Below are 18,532 nucleotides of genomic sequence, written 5' to 3' on the forward strand. Positions count from 1 at the left end.
ACCCTCCTGCTTCCGGGAAAGTCCCGGGAGCCGTTCTAGTCCGAAGGAGGTGGGTAAGTGACGCACCAGTACGAGCTCATGGTCATTCTGACCCCCGAGCTGGACGAGCGCCAGGTTGCCCCCAACCTCGACAAGTTCCTGAAGGTCATCACCAACGATGGTGGCTCGATCGACAACGTCGACGTGTGGGGCAAGCGCCGTTTCGCCTATGAGATCAACAAGAAGAACGAGGGCATCTACGCCGTCGTCAACTTCACCGCGACGAGCGAGGCCACCCAGGAGCTCGACCGTCAGCTGAAGCTGAGCGAGCTCGTCTTCCGCACCAAGGTCCTGCGCGCCGAAGAGGCTCAGGCCATGGTCGCAGCCGAGGCCAAGCGCGCCGCCGAGAAGGCCGCCCGCAAGCTCAAGACGGCAGCGAAGGCGTAAGCATCATGGCCGGCGAAACCGTCATCACCGTGGTGGGCAACCTCACGGCGGATCCCGAGCTGCGGTACACGCAGAATGGCCTGCCCGTGGCGAACTTCACCATCGCATCGACCCCGCGCACGTTCGACCGTCAGGCCAACGAGTGGAAGGACGGCGAAGCGCTGTTCCTCCGCGCATCGGTGTGGCGGGAGTTCGCCGAGCACGTGGCGGGTTCGCTGACCAAGGGCATGCGCGTCATCGCGCAGGGCCGCCTGCGTCAGCGCTCCTACCAGGACCGCGAGGGCAACAACCGCACAGCCATCGAGCTGGAGGTTGACGAGATCGGTCCGTCGCTGCGCTACGCGACGGCACAGGTCACGCGGGCCGCATCCAACGGCGGTGGCGGAAACTTCCAGGGCGGCGGGCAGCAGTCCCGTCCGCAGCAGCAGGTCTCGGAGGAGCCGTGGTCGACGCCCGGTTCGTCGAGCGCTGACGCCTGGAGCACGCCCGGCAGCTTCGGCGACGACACCCCGTTCTGAGTCGGCTCGGGTCACGGTCGCGCAGCGACCTTGACGCGAGATCGACTCAAGGTTGAGCGAGGGCGCTAGCCCGAGTCGAAACCCAATATTCATTCTTCTTACTAAGGAAAACTCATGGCTGGAAAGTCGAGCGGCGATCGCCGCAAGCCGCGGAAGGGTGGCAAGCCCACCGCTCCCGCGAAGTCGATCCGCGTGGGCGTCATCGACTACAAGGATGTCGCGACGCTTCGCAAGTTCATCTCGGAGCGCGGCAAGATCCGCGCCCGTCGTATCACCGGTGTCTCCGTGCAGGAGCAGCGTCTGATCGCCAAGGCGATCAAGAACGCTCGCGAGATGGCTCTCCTGCCCTACGCCGGCGCTGGCCGCTGAGGGGTACCGACATGGCAAAGCTGATTCTCACGAACGAGGTCGCCGGGCTCGGAAGCGCCGGTGACGTGGTCGAGGTCAAGAACGGGTACGCCCGCAACTACCTCATCCCCCAGGGCTTCGCTACGGCGTGGACCCGTGGCGGTGCCAAGCAGGTCGAGTCGATCCAGGCCGCTCGCAAGGCGCGCCAGATCCACGACCTGGACGAGGCCAACGACCTCAAGGCCAAGCTGGAGGCCAACAAGGTGCGCCTGACGGTCAAGGCCGGCGGCGAAGGCCGTCTGTTCGGCTCGGTGAAGACCGCTGACGTGGCTGACGCGGTCGCGGCTGCGGGCATCGGCTCGATCGACAAGCGCAAGGTGCACTTCGCCGCGCCGATCAAGTCGACCGGCGAGCACGAGGCGACCGTTCGCCTGCACGACGACGTCACCGCAGTGATCACCCTTCAGGTGGTCGCCGCGAAGTGATGCGTGACCCCGACGGGCGCTGAACCCGTCGAAGGATGCCCCGTTCTCCTCGGAGAGCGGGGCATCCTTCTTCTCTGGGGTGATGCGGGCGCCCGTTCCTCCCGTCTACGGGCGCCCGCCGGGCGGACGCTGCCCGCGGCCCGCCGGTGTGCGAACGGCCTTCACGGCCGATCGCTGCTGCTCACGCCGCGTGGGAGCGGCGCAGCAGCCCGAACCCGGCGCCCAGCAGCAGGAGCGCGAGCGCGGCGAGCAGTGGTGCGCCGCCCGTCCCTCCGGTCGAGGCGAGCATGTCACCGCCCGTCGTCGCCGCGTGTGCCTGCGTGCTCGGACGCGGGGTGTCCTGGTTGATCACCGGTGTGGTGCCGGGGTCGGTGCCGGGGTCGGTGCCGGGGTCAGTCCCGGGGTCGGTTCCCGGATCGGTGCCCGGATCGGTCCCGGGGTCAGTCCCGGGGTCGGTTCCGGGGTCGGTTCCGGGGTCAGTCCCGGGGTCGGTTCCCGGGTCAGTGCCCGGATCGGTCCCGGGGTCAGTCCCGGGGTCGGTGCCGGGGTCGGTTCCCGGGTCGGTGCCGGGGTCCGTTCCGGGGTCGGTTCCAGGATCGGTGCCGGGTGCGGGGTCGGTGACGGTCGCGTCGCCGACGATTCCGATCGCGTTGCCGCCGATCGTGATCGGCAGAGCGACCGGTGCAGCCACCTGCGTACCGCCCAGCAGCGAGCCCACGCCGTCGGTCACGATTCCGAGGGGAAGCGTGCTCGGCACGGTGCCCGCCGAGGCCGAGCCCGTGGAGCCGGTGACGGCGGCGTCCCCGACCAGGCCGACGGCATTGCCGGTGGCCGTGACCGGCGCGGTGACGGGCGCCACCACCTGCGACCCGCTCAGCAGCCCGTCAGAGCCGCCGGTGGTCGCGTCGGTGCCGGATGCGGTGGGCATCGCGCCCATGACCGTCCCGCCACTGCTGTCCACCGTGGCGTCGCCGAGCACACCGATGGCGTTCCCCGTGGCCGACACCGGTGCGGTGACGGGTGCGACCACCTGAGTGCCGCCGGCCAGCGCGTCGGCGCCGTCCGTCGTCGCAGCCGGAGCGGGCGCGGACGCCGTGCTCGAGCCGGTGGATGCCGTGCTCGTGGAGCTGTCGGCGTCGCCGAGCACACCGATGGCGTTGCCCGCGACGTTCACGGGCGCGGTCACGGGCGCGACGACCTGTGTTCCGCTCGCCGCGGAGTCGTCGCCTGACGTGCTGGCGGACGTCGCGGTGGATGCGTCGGCGTCGGATGCCGCCGGTGCCGGCGCCGCCGCGGAACTCGCCGACGCGCTGTCGCCGAGCACCGCGATCGCGTTGTCCGCCACCGTCACCGGCGCGTTCACCGCGAGCAGAGCCTGGGTGCCTGCGAGCAGTCCGTCGACCCCCGACGTCTGCACCGGGGGTGCGGGTGCGGGTGCCGGCGCGGCCTTCGTCGCGGCCTCGGGCGCCGGGGCCGCAGCCGCCTGCGTCTTGGCCTTGCCGAGGATGCCGAGCGCGACATCCTTCACGGTGACCGGCGCGTTCACCGTGACGACCGCCTGCGTTCCACTGGCGGCGCCGTCCGTGCCGGACGTGTGCGCGGCGGGGGCCTGCTGCGTCGTCCCGGCGGGAGTCGCCGGTGCCTGGGCGGAGGAGGTGCCCAGCAGCGACAGTGCGTTGCCGGCGATGGTGATCGGCGCCGAGATCGGTGCGACCACCTGGGTTCCGGAGGCGGCTCCGCCGTCGCCTCCGGTCTCGGCCGCGTTGGCGGCCGTCGCGCCGAGCAGGGTGACCCCGCCGGCGATGAGCGTGCCCCACAGGGCGCGCTTGATGAACGTGTGCATGATGCAGCTCCTGACTGAATGCGTGGTCTGTGGAAGCGCTGCCGGGCAGCGCGATCGTGTCGTCGTGCGAGGCGACGCAGACCGAGGTCAGTCAGGGGAGACGTCGGATGCCGCCGCTGGCGACGGCGGGAGCGCATCGTCGCCCCACGGGCCGGCGAGCCCGGAAGCGAGATGCGAGACGTGAAGTGGGGTGTTCGGGGTGGCGTGCGCGCCGGGGGAATCGTGCCCCGACCCCGTGGTCGTGGATGCCGGCGCCGGGATGAGCGCCGCGTCCGGCAGCGGGCCTCCCGGATCGCCGGGAGCAGCGGGCGCCTCGGATCCGGGCGATGCGGCGGCGGATGCCGTGGTGACCGTCTGCAGCGCCGCGGACGCCCGCAGGAATGCCGCGATCGACGCGGACGCTGCGTCTTCAGCATCCATCGCCGACGCCGTCGCGGTGACGGATGCAGTGTCTGTGGCGGCTTCGGACTCGCCTGCGGCGGCAGGATCACTCTGCGGATCGGCTGCGGCGCCAGGCACGAGGTCCGGCGCAGGGCTGGGGCCGGGCGTCGCGCCCGGAGTTCCCGGGGCGGCCGGAATGCTCGGTGAGATCGCGTCGACGAGCGGCGGCACAGTCTGCGACACGGTGTCGCCGATGGTTCCCGTCGTGTCGTCGACGGTGCCGGTGACGCTGTCGAGGATGCCGGGGACATCCAGGTCGTCGACGACCTCTCCGACCACGGGGACTGTCTCCACGATGTCGAGCACGGGATCCACGATCGCGGACACCGGATCGTTCTGCAGCACGTCCGTGATCGGGGTCGTCACCGGCTGCACCAGGTCGGATGCATCGTCGAGCACCTTCGCGACCGGCGCGCCCACCACCGGCACGGCGGCGACCGTCTCGGTCACGCTGCCGACGACCCGGGGAACCACCTGCGCGACAGGATCGGCGACGGCCTTCGCCACGGGCGCGACCACGTTCCCTGCGACCTCGCGCACATCGCGCACGATCGGCTTCGCGGCATCCGTGACCGGCGTGACGACCTTGGTGACGGGCTTGACGGCATCCGTGATGGGCTTCAGGGTCGTGGTCACGGGCTTGAGCGCCTCCGTGGCGGGCTCGACAGCATCCGTCACGGTCTTCGCGGCATCCGCCACCGTCTTCGTGATCTCGGTGACGGGCTTGACGGCATCCGTGACGGGAGCCACCGTCGTCTTGACCAACTGCGTGAGCGAGGAGAGCGGCGAGTCAGACTGGTCGTCGGCGTGCGCCGTGCCCGCAGATGAGAACAGGCTCAGAAGCGCCCAGCCGAGCACCGCGAGCGCGCCCCAGAGGAGCACTGCCGTGGCACGGCGTGGGATCACTTCATCGTGCACGCTGCCTCCCCCTCAGAAAGCTCACGTCCGGGCGTGTTCCGCCTTGCTTGCGAACCTACTCCTTCGGCACGGCCGTGTCCAGGGCACGTGCAGGCGGAAGGAAGGGCGGGTGCCTCCCTTGAGGGAGAGAGGCACCCGCCTCGAGCGGCCGGCGCAGGAAGGGCCGGAGACCGCTCGGAGTGCGGAACCGTGAGGGAGGGGATCCCCACGATGCCGCAGGGACGCCTGCGCGCGCGGGACGCTGGGAGTCGTCACGATGCGCGCTTCGGCATCCGATCCGTCGGAGCGTCGTCTTCCCCCGAAGACGACATGAGGCCGACGGAAGTCATCAGGCCGTGGGCGTCGGGCTTTCGTCGCCGAGGGCGCGGGGTGGCGCGGTGAAGCGCATGATCAGGTCTCCTGACCGAACTCGAACTCGATTGCGGATGCGCGTGAGCGCACGTGCGCGGTCGGCTGTGCACCGCCGCGATGAGTGGCCGCCGTCAGTGGCGCCGAACTCATCGAGTCAGTCGGGGGAGACGTCTGTGCTCTCCGCCGGGCCCGAGGGCGCGATCTCGTGATCGGGTCGCGCTGTGGCTAGCAGGACCTCATCGCGCCAGCCGTTCAGCACCACCTCACCGGGCAGCATCCCGCCGCTACCTCCCGAACCGGCCCCCGAGGAGGCCGCGTCCGGCGACGCGGGATGCAGCTGCTGCGGCAGCAGGATGAGGTGCCCGGTGCTCGAGTCATCGGGTGCGCCCGCAGCAGGCGGCGCTACGACGGTCTGCGTCGGCAGTGCCATCGCCGTCGGCTTCACGACAGTCGCCGGGATGCCGACGGCGCGCTGCTGCGCGCGGGGAGCAGTGGCGTCATCGGATGCCGCGTGCTGCGCCCTGTCGTGCGTGAAGGCAGCGGAGGCCGTGCGCGCGTGCGACGCATGCTTCCAGTCGTGGTCGTGGTGCTTCCAGCCGTGACCGCGGTGCTCACCGCGATGAGCGCGGTCGGTCGGGCGATGCGAGTCCTGGCGGGCGAATGCGCGCTGGTGGCTGAACGCGCGCTGGTGGCTGACCGCGCGCTGGTGGCTGAACGCGTGCTGGTGGGCGAACGCGTGACGGTGGGCGCCGGCGTGCGCGGGATGGCTGCGCGTCTCGTTCCGCACGACGCGGAGCAGCTGGGTGGCGACGGAGGCGGAGTGCGACGCCGCGGTGGAGCGGCCTTGCTCGCGGACGGCCGCACGGCTGTGCTCCCGGGCCGGCGCGGTGCTGTGCTGCGCGGCCGCCGCCTTCACCTGAGCCGTGGTGCGTGCGATCGCGCTGGGGTGGCTCGTCTTCTGCGCCGGAGCGGCGCGGTGCCGGGCGCTCGCGGCGGCCCGTTCGGTGCGCTCCGGCAGGTGCTGCTGGGCACGTTCGCGTGGCTTCTGGTGGGAGCGCGTCGTGGCCGGGACAGCCCCGGGGGTGCGCGTCTCGTGCTGGGCCTTCTGTGACGCTCGCTTGGCGGCATCCGCGTGGCCCGACGAGGCATGCGCGCTCGTGGCGTGCGATGAGTGCGATCCGGCGGGCCGGTGCGCGTCGGAGTCGGCGTGCGCCGCCGCTCCGCTGAAGAGCACCGTGAGCACGGCCCAGACGAGCATGCCGAACCCGCACAGCAACCACATCCGGGCGCTGCGGTGATCGGCAGATGCGAACCGCACGGACTTCCTTCCCCAGATCGTGCGGCGAGCAGCATCACGCGCCGGACGATCGCTGTGACGATACCCTGTGCGCGGCCGGATGTCCACATGAGGGCGGGGCGCGCACAGAGGTGGGACGCGGCCACGATTCGGACTTGACTTTCCCCAGGTTCTGCACACGTGCGCCGACGGCGGCAAACCTTAAATCTTCGCTTGAGGTCGAATCCCATCCACAGGGGTGTGAATACAGAAACACCAGGTCCAGCGGCGTTTATGGGGTCAGGATTCGTACTCTCCACCGAGTTGTCCACAGCCGTTCTGCACAGACACTCCCGAGTTGTCCGCACCCTCTCCACATAGTTATCCACAGGGCCTGTTGCATGGGGATAACGCGGCTTCTACCTTGGGGGAGACCGGATGTCCGAGGCTCGTGATTCGCTGGGTTCAGCGAACGGAGACAGCCTCCGGTCGTGGGTCGCGTCAGGGCTTCAACCGCGCGACGGAGGAGGAGCACGGGTTGTCGATCGCGGATATCTCTGACGAGCGTCTGGGCGGTTCACGCCCCGCCGAGCGGACCCCTCCGCACGACCTGCTCGCCGAGCAGAGCGCGCTGGGCGGCATGCTGCTCTCGAAGGACGCCGTCGCCGATGTGATCGAGAGCCTCAAGGGCGCCGATTTCTACGTGCCCAAGCACGAGCTCATCTTCGAGGCGATCCTGTCGCTGTACTCGCACGGCGAGCCCACGGATGTGGTGGCGGTCACCGACGAGCTGATCAAGACCGGCGAGCTGGGCCGGGCCGGCGGCGCCGATTACCTGCACACGCTCACCTCGATCGTGCCCACGGCGGCCAACGCCGGCTACTACGCGAGCATCGTCTCGGAGCGAGCGATTCTGCGGCGCCTGGTCGATGCCGGCACCCGCATCGTGCAGCTGGGCTACTCCGGCGAGGGTGACGCCACCGACATCGTCAACAACGCTCAGGCCGAGATCTACTCGGTCACCGGGTCCGAGACCGCCGAAGATTACGTGCCACTCACGATCGCCGTGGATGCGGCCGTCGAGGAGATCGAGGCCGCCAATGGCCGCGATGGCTCTCTCACGGGCATCCCGACCGGCTTCCGCGAACTCGACGAGCTGACCAACGGCCTGCACGGCGGCCAGATGATCGTCGTGGCCGCCAGGCCGGCTATGGGCAAATCGACGCTGGCTCTGGATTTTGCTAGGGCTGCTTCCATATCCCACAACGAGCCGTCGATCTTCTTCTCCCTCGAGATGGGCAAGAGCGAGATCGCGATGCGCCTGCTCAGCGCCGAGGGAGCGATCCCGCTGCAGAACATGCGCAAGGGAACGCTCGACCCGCGCGACTGGACCACGGTCGCGGCGACCCGAGGGCGCATCAACGACGCCCCGCTGTACATCGACGACAGTCCGAACATGACCCTCGTGGAGATCCGCGCCAAGTGTCGGCGCCTCAAGCAGCGCGCCGGGTTGAAGATGGTGGTCATCGACTACCTGCAGCTGATGACCAGCGGAAAGCGCGTGGAGTCGCGTCAGCAGGAGGTCTCGGAGTTCTCGCGTGCGCTCAAGCTGCTCGCCAAGGAGCTGCAGGTGCCGGTGATCGCGCTGAGCCAGCTGAACCGTGGCGCCGAGCAGCGTTCCGACAAGAAGCCGGCGATCAGCGACCTGCGCGAGTCGGGATCGATCGAGCAGGATGCCGACATGGTGATCCTGCTGCACCGCGAAGCGGCCTACGACAAGGACATCCGCCCCGGCGAGGCCGACCTGATCGTCGCCAAGCACCGCAACGGCCCCACCGCCACCATCACCGTCGCCTTCCAGGGTCACTACTCCCGCTTCAAGGACATGGCGCCCGGCGACTTCGGCGGCGGCGGCGGCTTCAACTGAGTCCCGCTCACCGCGGTCACCACGCCGGCAAGATGATTCCCCGGCCGTGATCGGCATAGCATCGAGACGTGACCGACTCGCCTCTCGTTCTCGTCGCCAACTCCGCAGACGGCAGCATCTCGACCTTCCGACTGGCCGAAGGCCGGCTTGAGCGCCTTGCCGTGACACCCGGGCTCCCCGGGTGCTCGACCTTCGCCGTCGACTCCACGCGAGGTCTCGTGCACGCGGCCGTGAAGGGCAGCGATTCCGGCCTGCCGGCCGGCATCCAGACGCTCTCGCTCGATCGCGAGAGCGGCGAGCTCACTCCGCTCACCCGCCTGGACCTGCCCGACGGAGGGATGACCTACCTCGCCCTCACGCCCGACGGCACGGGCCTGCTCGGCGCCTCCTACGGCGGCGGGTACGGGGTCAGCTGCCCGGTCGTCGACGGCGTGATCGGAGCCGCGGTGTCGCGCATCGAGTACGCCAACCTGCACTCGGTGCTGCCCAGCGACGACGGCCGCTTCGCGTACTTCGTCTCGCTGGGCGACGACCTCGTCGCGCAGTACGCCGTTGACGAGGATCTGCAGCTGACGCCGTTGGACCCGCCGGCCGTCGCGGCGCCCCGCGGCAGCGGCCCGCGGCACCTCGTGCTCAATGCGGCGCAGGATGCCGTGTACGTCCTGACCGAGTTCACCGCAGAGGTGCTGCACTTCGCTCGCGACACGAAGACGGGCACGCTCAGCCTGCGCGATTCCGCGACCGCCTATGACACGGCGACCGGTCTGGGTCGCAGCGTCTTCGGCGCCGACCCCCGCGCGAACCACTTCATCTGGGGCGCGGATCTGCACTTCGGCGACCACGAGCGCCGGCTCTGGGCATCCGAACGCACGGAGAGCACCCTCGGTGCGCTCGCGCTCGCCGTGGACGGCTCGGTCTCGGCTGCGGGGCGGTTCGAGGTCACCGAGCCGCAGCCGCGCGGCTTCGCCCTGAGTCCCGATGGCGCTCACCTCGTCGCGGCCGGCGAGAGGTCGACGACGGTGTCGCTGTACGCGGTGCAGGGCGATCGCCTCGACCTGCTCCAGCGCACCGAGACCGGCCGCGGCGCCAACTGGGTCCGGTTCGTCTGACCGAGGCCGCCGGTCGGAACGATGACCGGCGCGGGAGCGGATGCCGGGATGCTACGGCGTGACGGCCTTCACCTTCAGCACCATCCCCTGGGCGCGATGATTGCTCACCGAGCACCAGCCGTCCATGTCGGCGCCGATCACTCCGGCATCGATCGTCTCGCTCGCGCCGGGAGCGAGGTGGTCCGTGCTCGAGCCGTCGGCGAGCACCAGATCGTGCACCATGTCGCCGGTGTTCGTGAACTCGATGACCAGCTTGTTCCCGACGGGAACCTCGATCGTGTCGGGGACGAACCGCATCCCCTCCACCGACACGGCCACCTCGGTGGTCTCGCCGGTCGGCGTGACATCCGGCGCCGACGAGCACGCCGCGAGGACGAGCAGCGCGGCGGTCGCGCCCGCCAGCGCGACGAGCGGACGACGGACGATGCGCGCGGAGAGGGCCATGAGTCCATCATCGGCGATCCCGCCGGCAGGCTCGCTGAGAGGGCAGAATCGATCAGAAGCCCGTTCCGCCGATCCGAGGAGGGTGGATGCCCGACTTCCACGACGCGCGCCGAGAGACCATCCGCTACCACGACGAGCTCTACGCGAACGCGTCGCTCGGCGACGAGGGAACCTGGCTGGCGCGGCCGCATCCGCTCATCCACGAGGCGATCGCGCTGGTCGCCGACGACCGGCCCGTCGTCGCCTACGACCTCGGCGCAGGGATCGGCCGGCACGTCGTGCCGCTGCTGGAGCGGCTCCCCGACGGCTCCCAGGTGCACGCCATCGATCTGCTCGACTCCGCGGTCGAGCGGCTGAGAGCGCTGACCCCCGCCTCGGGCTCCAGGACGCTGCACGTGCAGCGGGCCGACCTGGCCGATGTGACCTTCGAGCAGCCCGCCGACCTGATCTTCGCGTTCTCGGCCGTGGAGCACCTGCCGGGAACTGCAGCCATCGGCGGCCTGTTCGCGCGGATCCGGTCGGCACTGGCGCCCGGCGGCGTCGTCGCTCTCGGAATCGTGGCCGATCGCTACGAGGTCGACGCGCAGGGCGAACGCCGTCCCGCCCTGCTGGAGAGCGCACTGAGCACGCAGGACGTCGACACGCTCGTGGCCGACGCGTTCCCCGACCTGCAGACCGTCAGCCACGGCACCCGCCCCGCTCTGGTCGAAGAGCAGCGCGACGGCGAGACGTACACCCTCGGCTCGACGCTGGTGACGTGGATCGGACGGCAGAGCGGCGCTCAGACCCGCTCCGCGCTCAGACCCGCTCCGCTCAGAGCCGCTCCGCGATCACCCTCGCCGTCGCCGCGGGATCGAGGCGGTGCATGACCGACTCGGCGACGATCACGAGCTCGGCTCCGGGCGTCTCCGCCGCAAGTCGATCGGCCGCCCCGATCAGGAACGGGAAGGTCTGCGCGCCTCGCAGCACCGTGACCGGCTGAGCGATGTCGAACAGGGCGGCAGTCGGCTGCCGCAGTCGCAGAGTCAGCCGCGCGTCGTACACCGTCGACTGGCCCAGGGGTGCGAGCGCGGCGAGCTGGCCGCTCTCGCGCCCGGCCGCGACCATCGCGGCCGGCAGCCCGACGGCATCCAGCTGGAACGCGGCGATCGCCTCTTCCGGCCTACCCGCGTCGACCAGCGCCTGCAGCTTCTCCGGCAGCTCGCCGCCGAACCCCGAGCCGTCGAAGTCGATCGGCGGCTCGGAGAGGAACAGCGCCCCGGTCGGCACGCCCCGTGTGGCGGCGTGCAGTGCGAGCACCGCTCCCGAGGAGTGGCCGAGCACGGCATCCGCTCCGCCCGCCGCATCGATGACGGCGTCGAGGTCGGCGGCCTCATCGTCGGGGCCCGATCCGGGCCGGTCTCCGCTGGCGCCGCGCGCTCGTCGATCCCACGTGATCGCCCGGAAACCGGCATCCGCCAGTGCCTGGGCCAGCGGCACGGCATCGGCGGCCGTCGACAGCGCACCGTTCACGATCACGATCGTGCGCCCCTGCCCGAGGGCGGTGAAGGCGATGAGGGTTCCGTCTGCTGAGGTGGCGATCTCCATGACGTCATCCAACCACCAGCCGCCGACACCTCGGGATCCGGGACCGGTGACACGCGTCATGGTCACCGGCGCCTCGCGCCGAGGACAATCGTGAACCAGGAGGTGCGTCATGAACACGGAGAACTCATCCCAGCCCGACCCGGCCACGTCGATCGGTCTGGTCGCGTCACTGCTCGCCGCGATCATCTGGGTGGTCTACGGTCTGACCGGAGTCCCGCAGTGGCTGCTGGTCGTCGGGGTGGTCTTCAGCATGCTCGTCGGCGGCTGGTGGGCATACGGACACCGCTTCCTCGGCGGCGGTCGACAGCGCGACCGCGACAGAACACGACAGCGTCTCTGAGGCCGGGTGAGCGGATGCCGGTGAGCGGCCGGCACCGCGCTCAGCCCTCCGTCCGCGGCACCGGACGGTGCCGGCCGACGGAGTACTGTGTGGTCGATGCTGATCGTGCGCATCGGGAGCGGCTGCCACCCGACGGAGGAGAGATGCCCAGAACCCCGGTAGAGGTCCGTCGCAGTGAGCTCGTCGCGGCGGCGCTGCGCGTGATCGCGGCACGCGGGATCCATGCCGCGTCGACCCGCGCCATCGTCGCCGAAGCCGGGATGTCGCTGGCGAGCTTCCACTACGCGTTCGAATCGCGTGACGAGCTGATCGACCGGCTGATCATCGACGTGCTCGCGCGGGAGGAGAAGGCGATCGCGCCCGCCCAGCCCGAGGGCAAGTCGCTCGTGGAGCTGCTGACGGCGGCTCTGCGCGGTTACGCCGAGCACCTGCGCGCCGATCCGGCGCACGAACAGGCCATGCTCGAGCTCACGCAGTACGCGCTGCGCACCCGGCCGGCGCTCGCGCAGGAGCTGTACGACCAGTACATCCGCATCGTGCTCTCATCGCTCACCCTGGTGACCGAGCGCACCGGCATCCGCTGGTCCGTGCCGCTGCCGACTGTGGCACGCCTGCTGCTGGTGCTCTCGGACGGTCTCACGCTCAACTGGCTCGTCACGCGTGACGACGCCGCACTCGATGCCGCCGTCGTCGCCGCGGCCGACGCTGTCGCCGCACTGGCCGAGCGGGATCCCGAGGGCAGCGGCGGCTGAGCGCGCGCGCAGCGGCGGCCGGGGAGCGGTGTGCTTGATCGCCGGCTACCGGCGCGATACGGTCATCGAAGTGGGACGTCCGTCCCAGTTCGATGTGCCGACAGCGACGTTCGCACCGGGAGAGCAATGAAGCACAACCAGTCACAGTCCGGCGACGCCGTGGAAGACGCCGTGGGCGCTCACCGCGTTCGCACGGAGGGCGGTCATGCGATCAGCGCGGACGGATCCGTGCTGCGCGACGCCTTCGGCCGCCACCGCGTCTTCCACGGGATCAACCTCGTCGCCAAGGGTGGCCAGGAGCCCACCGGATCGTATGCGGAGCGCGGCTTCGCCGGCGACTGGACCCGCGACGACATCGCCGATCTCGCCCGGCGCGGGTTCTCGCTGATCCGGCTCGGCGTGATCTGGTCGGCCGTCGAACCCCGCCCGGGGGAGTACGACGAGGCCTACCTGGACTGGATCTCGGAGCAGCTGGACCTCATCCACGCGTTCGGCATGGTCGCCGTGCTCGACGCGCATCAGGACCTGTACTCGCAGAGATTCGGCGACGGTGCGCCCGACTGGGCGACCCTGACCGATCAGCCCTATGCCGCCACCGAGCTGTGGAGTGACGCCTATCTGTCCAGCCCCGCCGTGCACGAGGCGCTCGACCGCTTCTGGGCGAACGCCGCGGGCCCGGGCGGGATCGGCCTGCAGGACAGGTTCGCCGCGATGTGGTCGCACGTCGCGCAGCGTCTGCACCGGCATCCGGCCCTCATCGGTTACGACCTGCTCAACGAGCCCGCACCGGGAAGCCCCGCCCCGCAGATCTTCGCCGCGCTGATCGGCGCCTTCGCGCAGATCACAGGGCAGGACGCCGAGCAGGTGTTCGCCGACTTCGCCGACCCCGCCGCCAAGTTCGCCCAGCTGGGCCGACTCGACGACGAGCGTGTGCACCGCGGCATCGGCGACCTCATCCATCCGCTGGTCGCCCGGTTCGAGCAGGACTTCGTCGCTCCGCTGATGATGCGGGTGTCGCAGGCGGTGCGCGAGCACGACACCCTCGGCATGATCCTGCGCGAGCACGACTACTTCGCCAACCTCGGCATCCCGTCGGGACAGCCGCCGCTCGACGACGCCAACTGGGCGTATTCGCCGCACGGCTACGATCTCACGGTCGACACCCCGGCGATCGCGCTGTCCAGTGACACCCGCGCCGGCACGATCTTCGCCCGTCATGCCGAGACCGCCACGCGCCTCGGTGTGCCCGTGATCGTCGGCGAATGGGGTGCGCTCGACCTGGGTGAGGGCGTGGCCGGGCACGCGCGGTTCCTGCAGGACCTGTTCGACGCACACGGCTGGTCGTGGACGTACTGGTGCTGGCAGCCCGGTTTCGCCGACTCCGAGGCGGCGCGCGCGCTGACCCGCCCGCGCCCGCTCGCCTTCGCGGGCGATGCCGCGCAGTGGCGCGTCGACGACGGCGTGCTCACCGCCAGCTGGCGCGGAGCCGACCTCGAGGCCCCGTCGGTGTTCTTCGCGCCGCGCGGCGAGGCCACCGCCCGTCGTGACGGCGCCACCGTCGAGGTGCGACGGCACGGGCAGTGGATCCTGCTCGACGCCGGGTCGGGCGACTTCGAGATCACCGTGGAGTGACCATGGCGCTCACGTTCCGGCAGAAGGCTCTGCTGTCGACGCCGCTTCCGGCCACGTGGATGTCGTCCGTGGTCATCCACAACGTGTACGTGAAGTTCTACACCGACGTGATCGGGCTCTCACCGGAGTACGTCGGCTGGGTGTATCTCGCCTTCAACATCTGGAACGTGCTCAACGATCCCGTGTTCGGCGTCATCCTCGACAAGATCCGCTACCGCCCCGGCAAGGGCAAGTTCCTGCGCGTGATGCGGGTCACCGTGCCGTTCATGCTGTTCGGTCTGGTCGCGATGGCCTGGGCGAGCCCTGACTGGCCGCAGACCACGACCTTCCTGGTGTTCCTCACCCAGCTGTTCCTGTTCGACATCGCCTCGACCTTCTACCTGATCTCGGCCACCAGTTACATCTACCTCGCGGCGCCGTCGCGCGAGGATCGCATCGACGTGGAGGTGGGCAAGACCTGGATCGGCAACGCCTGCTCGGCCGTGGCGACGGTCGTGGCGACCCAGCTGCTGGTCGGTGATGCGATCACCGAGCACACCACGATGGCCGTGATGCTGATGGGCGTCGTGCTCGTCAATGCCGTGATCTACGTGATCCCGCTCGTGAAGCTGAAGGACCCGCCCGAGCTGTACGAGAAGGGCGACGCCGGCGACGAGCACGCGTCGCTGCGCCAGCTGCGCAGCGACGCGGCATCGATCCTGCGGATGCGCTCGTTCTGGGCGTGGTTCTGCTACGGGATCACGGCGACGGCCCCGATGGGGATGTACTTCACCGCCTTCCTGTACTTCATGGATCACGTGATCCGCAGTTCGGGCACCGAGGCGACCATCACCGACATGGGCTCGATGATCGTGGTGCTCGTGCTGCTGCCGCTGTACGCGCGGATGATCAAGCGGATCGGCAGCCGCACCAGTGTGTACGTGGGCATGCTGCCCTACGTGGTGGGGCTGGGCGCGCTGTTCCTCGTGACCGAATGGTGGCAGGTGCTGCTGTGCTACGTCGTGCTGATGAGCGGCAGGCAGATCATGATGACGGCCGGCGCACCGCTGGAGGCCGCCCTGATCGACGAGAACGAGCGCCTCACCGGCACGCGCAAGACCGGTTCGTTCACCGCTCTGCGCGCCATCCTCTCCGCGCCGCTGATCGGCACGCAGACCGCCCTGTTCCTCTGGCTCATCTCGGCGTTCGGCTACGACCAGAACGCCCAGGTGCAGACCGAGGCGGCGCAGTTCGGCATCCGCTTCGCGACGGCCGGGGTGCCGATCATCTTCGTGCTGCTGGGCGCGGTGGCGCTGGCCTTCCTGCCCTACAGCCGGACAGTCGAGGCGGATCTGAGCGAGTACTCGCGCTCGCGGCGCTCGCCGGAGGCGCCGCTCGCCGCGCCGATCGTGGTCGTCGACGGCGGCCGGCCGGTCTACGACTCGGACGGCGCCAGCGGCAGCTCCGGACCGTGATTCCAGGCCAGGATCGCCGGCTGCTCGCGTGCGAACCCGAGCACGGACGCCGACCCGGCATCCAGTGAGATGGATGCCGCGAACCGCGGCGCCTGCCGCAGGAACACGGCGGTGAGGATGCGCAGATAATGGCCGTGTGCGATCAGGGCGACGTCGCCGTGCGCCATCGCCGGCAGCACGCGGGTGAGCACCCGGGATGCCCGGGCCGCGACCTCTTCGACGGTCTCGCCCGGAGTGGCCCCGCGGATCACCCCGTGCGCGAACGCCGTCCAGTTGTAGCCGAGCTCGGCACGGATGTCCTTCGTCGTGCGCCCCTCGTAGCCGCCGTAGTCCCATTCGACCAGCAGCGGATCGATGTCGGCATCCAGTCCCGCCAGCTCGGCGGTGCGGCGGGCCCGCTGCAACGGCGAGCTGAGGATGAGCCGGAAGTCGTAGCCGCGCACGAGCTCGCCCGCGGCGCGGGCCAGCTCCTCGCCGTGCGCGGTCAGCGGGATGTCGGTGAGACCGGTGTGCCTTCCGGTGCGCGACCACTCCGTCTCGCCGTGCCGCAGCAGCACGAGCTTTCCCCGCGGGCTGTCGGGTGCGGGGCGATCGGGGAGCGGGTCGGTTTCTGCATCCACACGCTCACCGTACTCCGGCCTCCGCACCGGAATGTTCTCCGTCGCTCACGGCACGAGCACGCGCACCGCCTGCGCCAGTCGGGTGCGCACGTCGAAGGCCTCGGTCATCCCGAGAGGACGAGCGCCCGCAATGCCGGAGCGCAGCACCGGTCGCAGCGCGCTGCGGCGCACCACCGCCACGGGTACGCCGCGCACCGCACCCAGCACGGTGACCGCCTCGTCGAGGTCGTCGTCGGGGAGGATCAGGATCGCCCCGGCGAAGCGCACGCGCGCCGCCCGCGAGAGCGAGCGGATGCGGGCGAGCAGCTCGGCCACGGGAGTCGCGTCGCCGACGGAGCGCCCGATGACCTCCCCCTGCCGGAACCGCACCGCGCCACCGAAGTCGTCCGACGCGAGGCCGTACAGCCCGCGCGGGCCGAGCACCGCGTGGTCGAGCTTCTGCGCGGCATCCGCTCCTGCCACCACGTCGTGCCATGCCGTGAAGCCGATGCCCAGCTCGGCGATCGCGGCTGCCGTGCTCTCTTCGGCCAGCGCGGCGGCCAGCATCCGCCGCGCCTCCCACGGCGCCGACCGCACGACGGCGGGATCGTAGGCCTCGCGGGTGGTCACCGTGCGCTCGAGGTGGTCGGTCAGCATCCGCAGGTAGCGCAGGCGACGCCACCCGCCGGCCCGGCCGTACGACTTCGTGCGCGGCCGCGTTCCGGCCGGGGGAGCGGATGCCGATGGCGCCGCCCACGACACCTCGGCGCGCCCGCGGTCGTACGCCGCCCGGCCCTCGGGCGTGCCGACGTGCTCCCACGCCCGCTGCACCTGGATGAACAGCGCGGCCTCGCCGCCCGTGTCGGGGTGCGTCTCGCGCAGCCGCAGCCGGTAGGCCCTCCGCAGCTCATCGTCGTCGGCGACGGCCGAAACGCCCAGCACCTCGTAGGCGGATGCTGCCAGTGGCCCCTCGAACGTCACGTTCACACGTTAGACGGTCAGGCGACCTGACTACGCTGGAGCCATGACCAAGAGCACGATCTGGAGCATCCTCGGCGCCATCATCGCCATCGTCATCGCGTGGTGGCTGGTGACCGCCCTGTTCTCGCTGCTGTGGGTGGTCGTCAAGCTCGTGCTCGTCGCGGTGGTCGCGGTTCTCGTCTACTTCGGCATCCGCGCGCTCACCCGCGAGGCGCGCGACTGACGACGCTTCGACAGCTCAGCGACCCGCCTCCGGGGTCGTGAGTCCGACGAAGGACTTTTCCCCGCGCAGGAACTCCAGCGCGGCCAGACGGAAGGCCTTCGACCCGAGGGCGTTGAAGTGGTGCCGGCCGGGGATGGTGAAGAAGCTCGACCGCGGTGTCGCCTGCGCCAGGCGGCGTGAGCCCGGCATCACAGCATCCTCGGAGCCGGTCGCGAACAGCACCGGCTGCTGCGGCGCCTGCGCCGGATCGGGGTCGATCGAGCGCGAGGCGCGCATGCCCTCGGCCAGTGCCAGCAGCGCGTACAGATCGTTGCCCGGGACGCGCTCGGCGAGCCGGATGTAGCTCTGCGTGGCAGGGTCGGTGACCGGAACGCCGTCCCGCGCGTACGCCAGCACCTGATCCGTGTCGAGACGGTCCAGCGGGATGCCGTCGGGCACGCCGCCGAGCACGGCGCGCGGAATGCGGTCGCCGAGATCCTGCAGCACCTGCCAGCCCACGCGCGCGCCCAGAGAGTAACCGGCGTACAGCGCTTCGTCGACCAGATGCGTGTCGAGCACCGCCTCGATGTCGCGAGCCAGGTTCGCCACGGGGTAGCCCGCTGCGTCGTGCGGCTTCTGACTGCCGCCGTGACCGCGCTGGTCCACGCCCAGCACCCGGTAGCCCTCGCGCTCCAGCATCCGCACCCACCCGGTGTGCAGCCAGGTGTCGGCGGTGCTCGAGGCGAACCCGTGCACGAGCAGCACGACCGGGGCGTCCGGATCGCCCCACGTGTACGTGGCCAGCGCGACGCCGTCGCCGACCTCGACGAACTGCGCGGCGGGCAGGTTGCGCAACGAGGAGAGGGTGTCGGTCACCCCTCCATCATGCTCCTGCGCGC

The 18,532-nt window shown here is 70.4% G+C and carries 20 protein-coding genes; 12 read left to right on the forward strand and 8 right to left on the reverse strand.

Annotated features, from left to right (window positions below; genetic code table 11):
* Positions 1-57 precede the first annotated feature (57 nt).
* The 4 genes from rpsF to rplI all read left to right on the forward strand — a co-directional run bounded on the left by rpsF (position 58) and on the right by rplI (position 1,777).
* Entirely contained in the window at positions 58-426 is a 369-nt protein-coding gene (rpsF, locus tag Q9R19_RS09445) for a 30S ribosomal protein S6 (RefSeq protein WP_311256134.1), read from the forward strand.
* 5 nt (positions 427-431) lie between these two features.
* A complete protein-coding gene (locus tag Q9R19_RS09450; RefSeq protein ID WP_311256135.1) occupies positions 432-944 on the forward strand; it encodes a single-stranded DNA-binding protein in 513 nt (170 codons plus the stop codon).
* A gap of 114 nt (positions 945-1,058) precedes the next feature.
* Entirely contained in the window at positions 1,059-1,313 is a 255-nt protein-coding gene (rpsR, locus tag Q9R19_RS09455; RefSeq protein ID WP_071641238.1) for a 30S ribosomal protein S18, read from the forward strand.
* 11 nt (positions 1,314-1,324) lie between these two features.
* Positions 1,325-1,777, forward strand: coding sequence for a 50S ribosomal protein L9 (gene rplI, locus Q9R19_RS09460; protein WP_311256136.1), 453 nt, complete (start codon positions 1,325-1,327; stop codon positions 1,775-1,777).
* A 181-nt stretch (positions 1,778-1,958) separates the two neighbouring features.
* On the opposite strand, the gene Q9R19_RS09465 is transcribed toward rplI, so the two are convergent.
* The 3 genes from Q9R19_RS09465 to Q9R19_RS09475 all read right to left on the reverse strand — a co-directional run bounded on the left by Q9R19_RS09465 (position 1,959) and on the right by Q9R19_RS09475 (position 6,648).
* Positions 1,959-3,620: a chaplin family protein gene (locus Q9R19_RS09465; RefSeq protein WP_311256137.1), complete on the reverse strand. Its 1,662-nt coding sequence runs from the start codon at positions 3,618-3,620 to the stop codon at positions 1,959-1,961.
* 87 nt (positions 3,621-3,707) lie between these two features.
* The gene (locus Q9R19_RS09470) at positions 3,708-4,979 is read right to left on the reverse strand and encodes a hypothetical protein (RefSeq protein ID WP_311256138.1); all 1,272 of its coding nucleotides are present in this window, start codon (positions 4,977-4,979) and stop codon (positions 3,708-3,710) included.
* Positions 4,980-5,484: 505 nt separating this feature from the next.
* Positions 5,485-6,648, reverse strand: coding sequence for a hypothetical protein (locus Q9R19_RS09475; protein ID WP_311256139.1), 1,164 nt, complete (start codon positions 6,646-6,648; stop codon positions 5,485-5,487).
* A 496-nt stretch (positions 6,649-7,144) separates the two neighbouring features.
* Between Q9R19_RS09475 and dnaB the strand changes: the two genes are divergently transcribed.
* Both dnaB and Q9R19_RS09485 read left to right on the forward strand, forming a co-directional pair.
* Positions 7,145-8,533 (forward strand): replicative DNA helicase, encoded by a 1,389-nt coding sequence (gene dnaB / locus Q9R19_RS09480; RefSeq protein WP_311256140.1) that lies wholly within the window; start codon positions 7,145-7,147, stop codon positions 8,531-8,533.
* A 68-nt stretch (positions 8,534-8,601) separates the two neighbouring features.
* Positions 8,602-9,642 carry a beta-propeller fold lactonase family protein gene (locus tag Q9R19_RS09485; protein ID WP_311256141.1) on the forward strand — a complete coding sequence of 347 codons (1,041 nt, stop codon included), beginning with the start codon at positions 8,602-8,604 and terminating at the stop codon, positions 9,640-9,642.
* Between the two features lie 51 nt (positions 9,643-9,693).
* Here the strand turns inward: Q9R19_RS09485 and Q9R19_RS09490 are convergent, their stop codons facing one another.
* On the reverse strand, positions 9,694-10,086 hold the full coding sequence (locus Q9R19_RS09490; RefSeq protein WP_311256142.1) for a cupredoxin domain-containing protein: 393 nt from the start codon (positions 10,084-10,086) through the stop codon (positions 9,694-9,696).
* A gap of 86 nt (positions 10,087-10,172) precedes the next feature.
* On the opposite strand from Q9R19_RS09490, the gene Q9R19_RS09495 reads away from it, so the two are divergent.
* Positions 10,173-10,955, forward strand: a complete 783-nt coding sequence (locus tag Q9R19_RS09495; RefSeq protein WP_311256143.1) for a class I SAM-dependent methyltransferase — start codon at positions 10,173-10,175, stop codon at positions 10,953-10,955.
* On the opposite strand, the gene Q9R19_RS09500 is transcribed toward Q9R19_RS09495, so the two are convergent.
* Positions 10,900-11,673 (reverse strand): alpha/beta fold hydrolase, encoded by a 774-nt coding sequence (locus Q9R19_RS09500; RefSeq protein ID WP_311256144.1) that lies wholly within the window; start codon positions 11,671-11,673, stop codon positions 10,900-10,902. The genes Q9R19_RS09495 and Q9R19_RS09500 overlap by 56 nt on opposite strands.
* 109 nt (positions 11,674-11,782) lie before the next feature.
* Here Q9R19_RS09500 and Q9R19_RS09505 point away from each other — a divergent pair, with 109 nt between their 5' ends.
* The 4 genes from Q9R19_RS09505 (at position 11,783) to Q9R19_RS09520 (ending at position 15,851) form a co-directional block, all read left to right on the forward strand.
* Positions 11,783-12,013 (forward strand): hypothetical protein, encoded by a 231-nt coding sequence (locus tag Q9R19_RS09505; RefSeq protein ID WP_311256145.1) that lies wholly within the window; start codon positions 11,783-11,785, stop codon positions 12,011-12,013.
* A gap of 143 nt (positions 12,014-12,156) precedes the next feature.
* Positions 12,157-12,765, forward strand: a complete 609-nt coding sequence (locus Q9R19_RS09510) for a helix-turn-helix domain-containing protein (RefSeq protein ID WP_311256146.1) — start codon at positions 12,157-12,159, stop codon at positions 12,763-12,765.
* A 126-nt stretch (positions 12,766-12,891) separates the two neighbouring features.
* The gene (locus tag Q9R19_RS09515; RefSeq protein WP_311256147.1) at positions 12,892-14,397 is read left to right on the forward strand and encodes a cellulase family glycosylhydrolase; all 1,506 of its coding nucleotides are present in this window, start codon (positions 12,892-12,894) and stop codon (positions 14,395-14,397) included.
* 2 nt (positions 14,398-14,399) lie between these two features.
* A complete protein-coding gene (locus Q9R19_RS09520) occupies positions 14,400-15,851 on the forward strand; it encodes an MFS transporter (RefSeq protein ID WP_311256148.1) in 1,452 nt (483 codons plus the stop codon).
* Here the strand turns inward: Q9R19_RS09520 and Q9R19_RS09525 are convergent.
* Entirely contained in the window at positions 15,812-16,471 is a 660-nt protein-coding gene (locus Q9R19_RS09525; RefSeq protein WP_311256149.1) for a histidine phosphatase family protein, read from the reverse strand. The genes Q9R19_RS09520 and Q9R19_RS09525 overlap by 40 nt on opposite strands.
* Before the next feature lie 45 nt (positions 16,472-16,516).
* Complete coding sequence (locus Q9R19_RS09530; RefSeq protein WP_311256150.1) at positions 16,517-17,437, reverse strand: DnaJ domain-containing protein; 921 nt, start codon at positions 17,435-17,437, stop codon at positions 16,517-16,519.
* Positions 17,438-17,474: 37 nt separating this feature from the next.
* On the opposite strand from Q9R19_RS09530, the gene Q9R19_RS09535 reads away from it, so the two are divergent.
* On the forward strand, positions 17,475-17,654 hold the full coding sequence (locus Q9R19_RS09535) for a hypothetical protein (RefSeq protein WP_311256151.1): 180 nt from the start codon (positions 17,475-17,477) through the stop codon (positions 17,652-17,654).
* A gap of 15 nt (positions 17,655-17,669) precedes the next feature.
* Here Q9R19_RS09535 and Q9R19_RS09540 read toward each other — a convergent pair whose 3' ends face one another.
* Complete coding sequence (locus tag Q9R19_RS09540) at positions 17,670-18,509, reverse strand: alpha/beta hydrolase (protein WP_311256152.1); 840 nt, start codon at positions 18,507-18,509, stop codon at positions 17,670-17,672.
* Between the last annotated feature and the right edge of the window lie 23 nt (positions 18,510-18,532).

This window comes from Microbacterium sp. ARD32 (genome assembly GCF_031844385.1).
Lineage (GTDB): Bacteria > Actinomycetota > Actinomycetes > Actinomycetales > Microbacteriaceae > Microbacterium.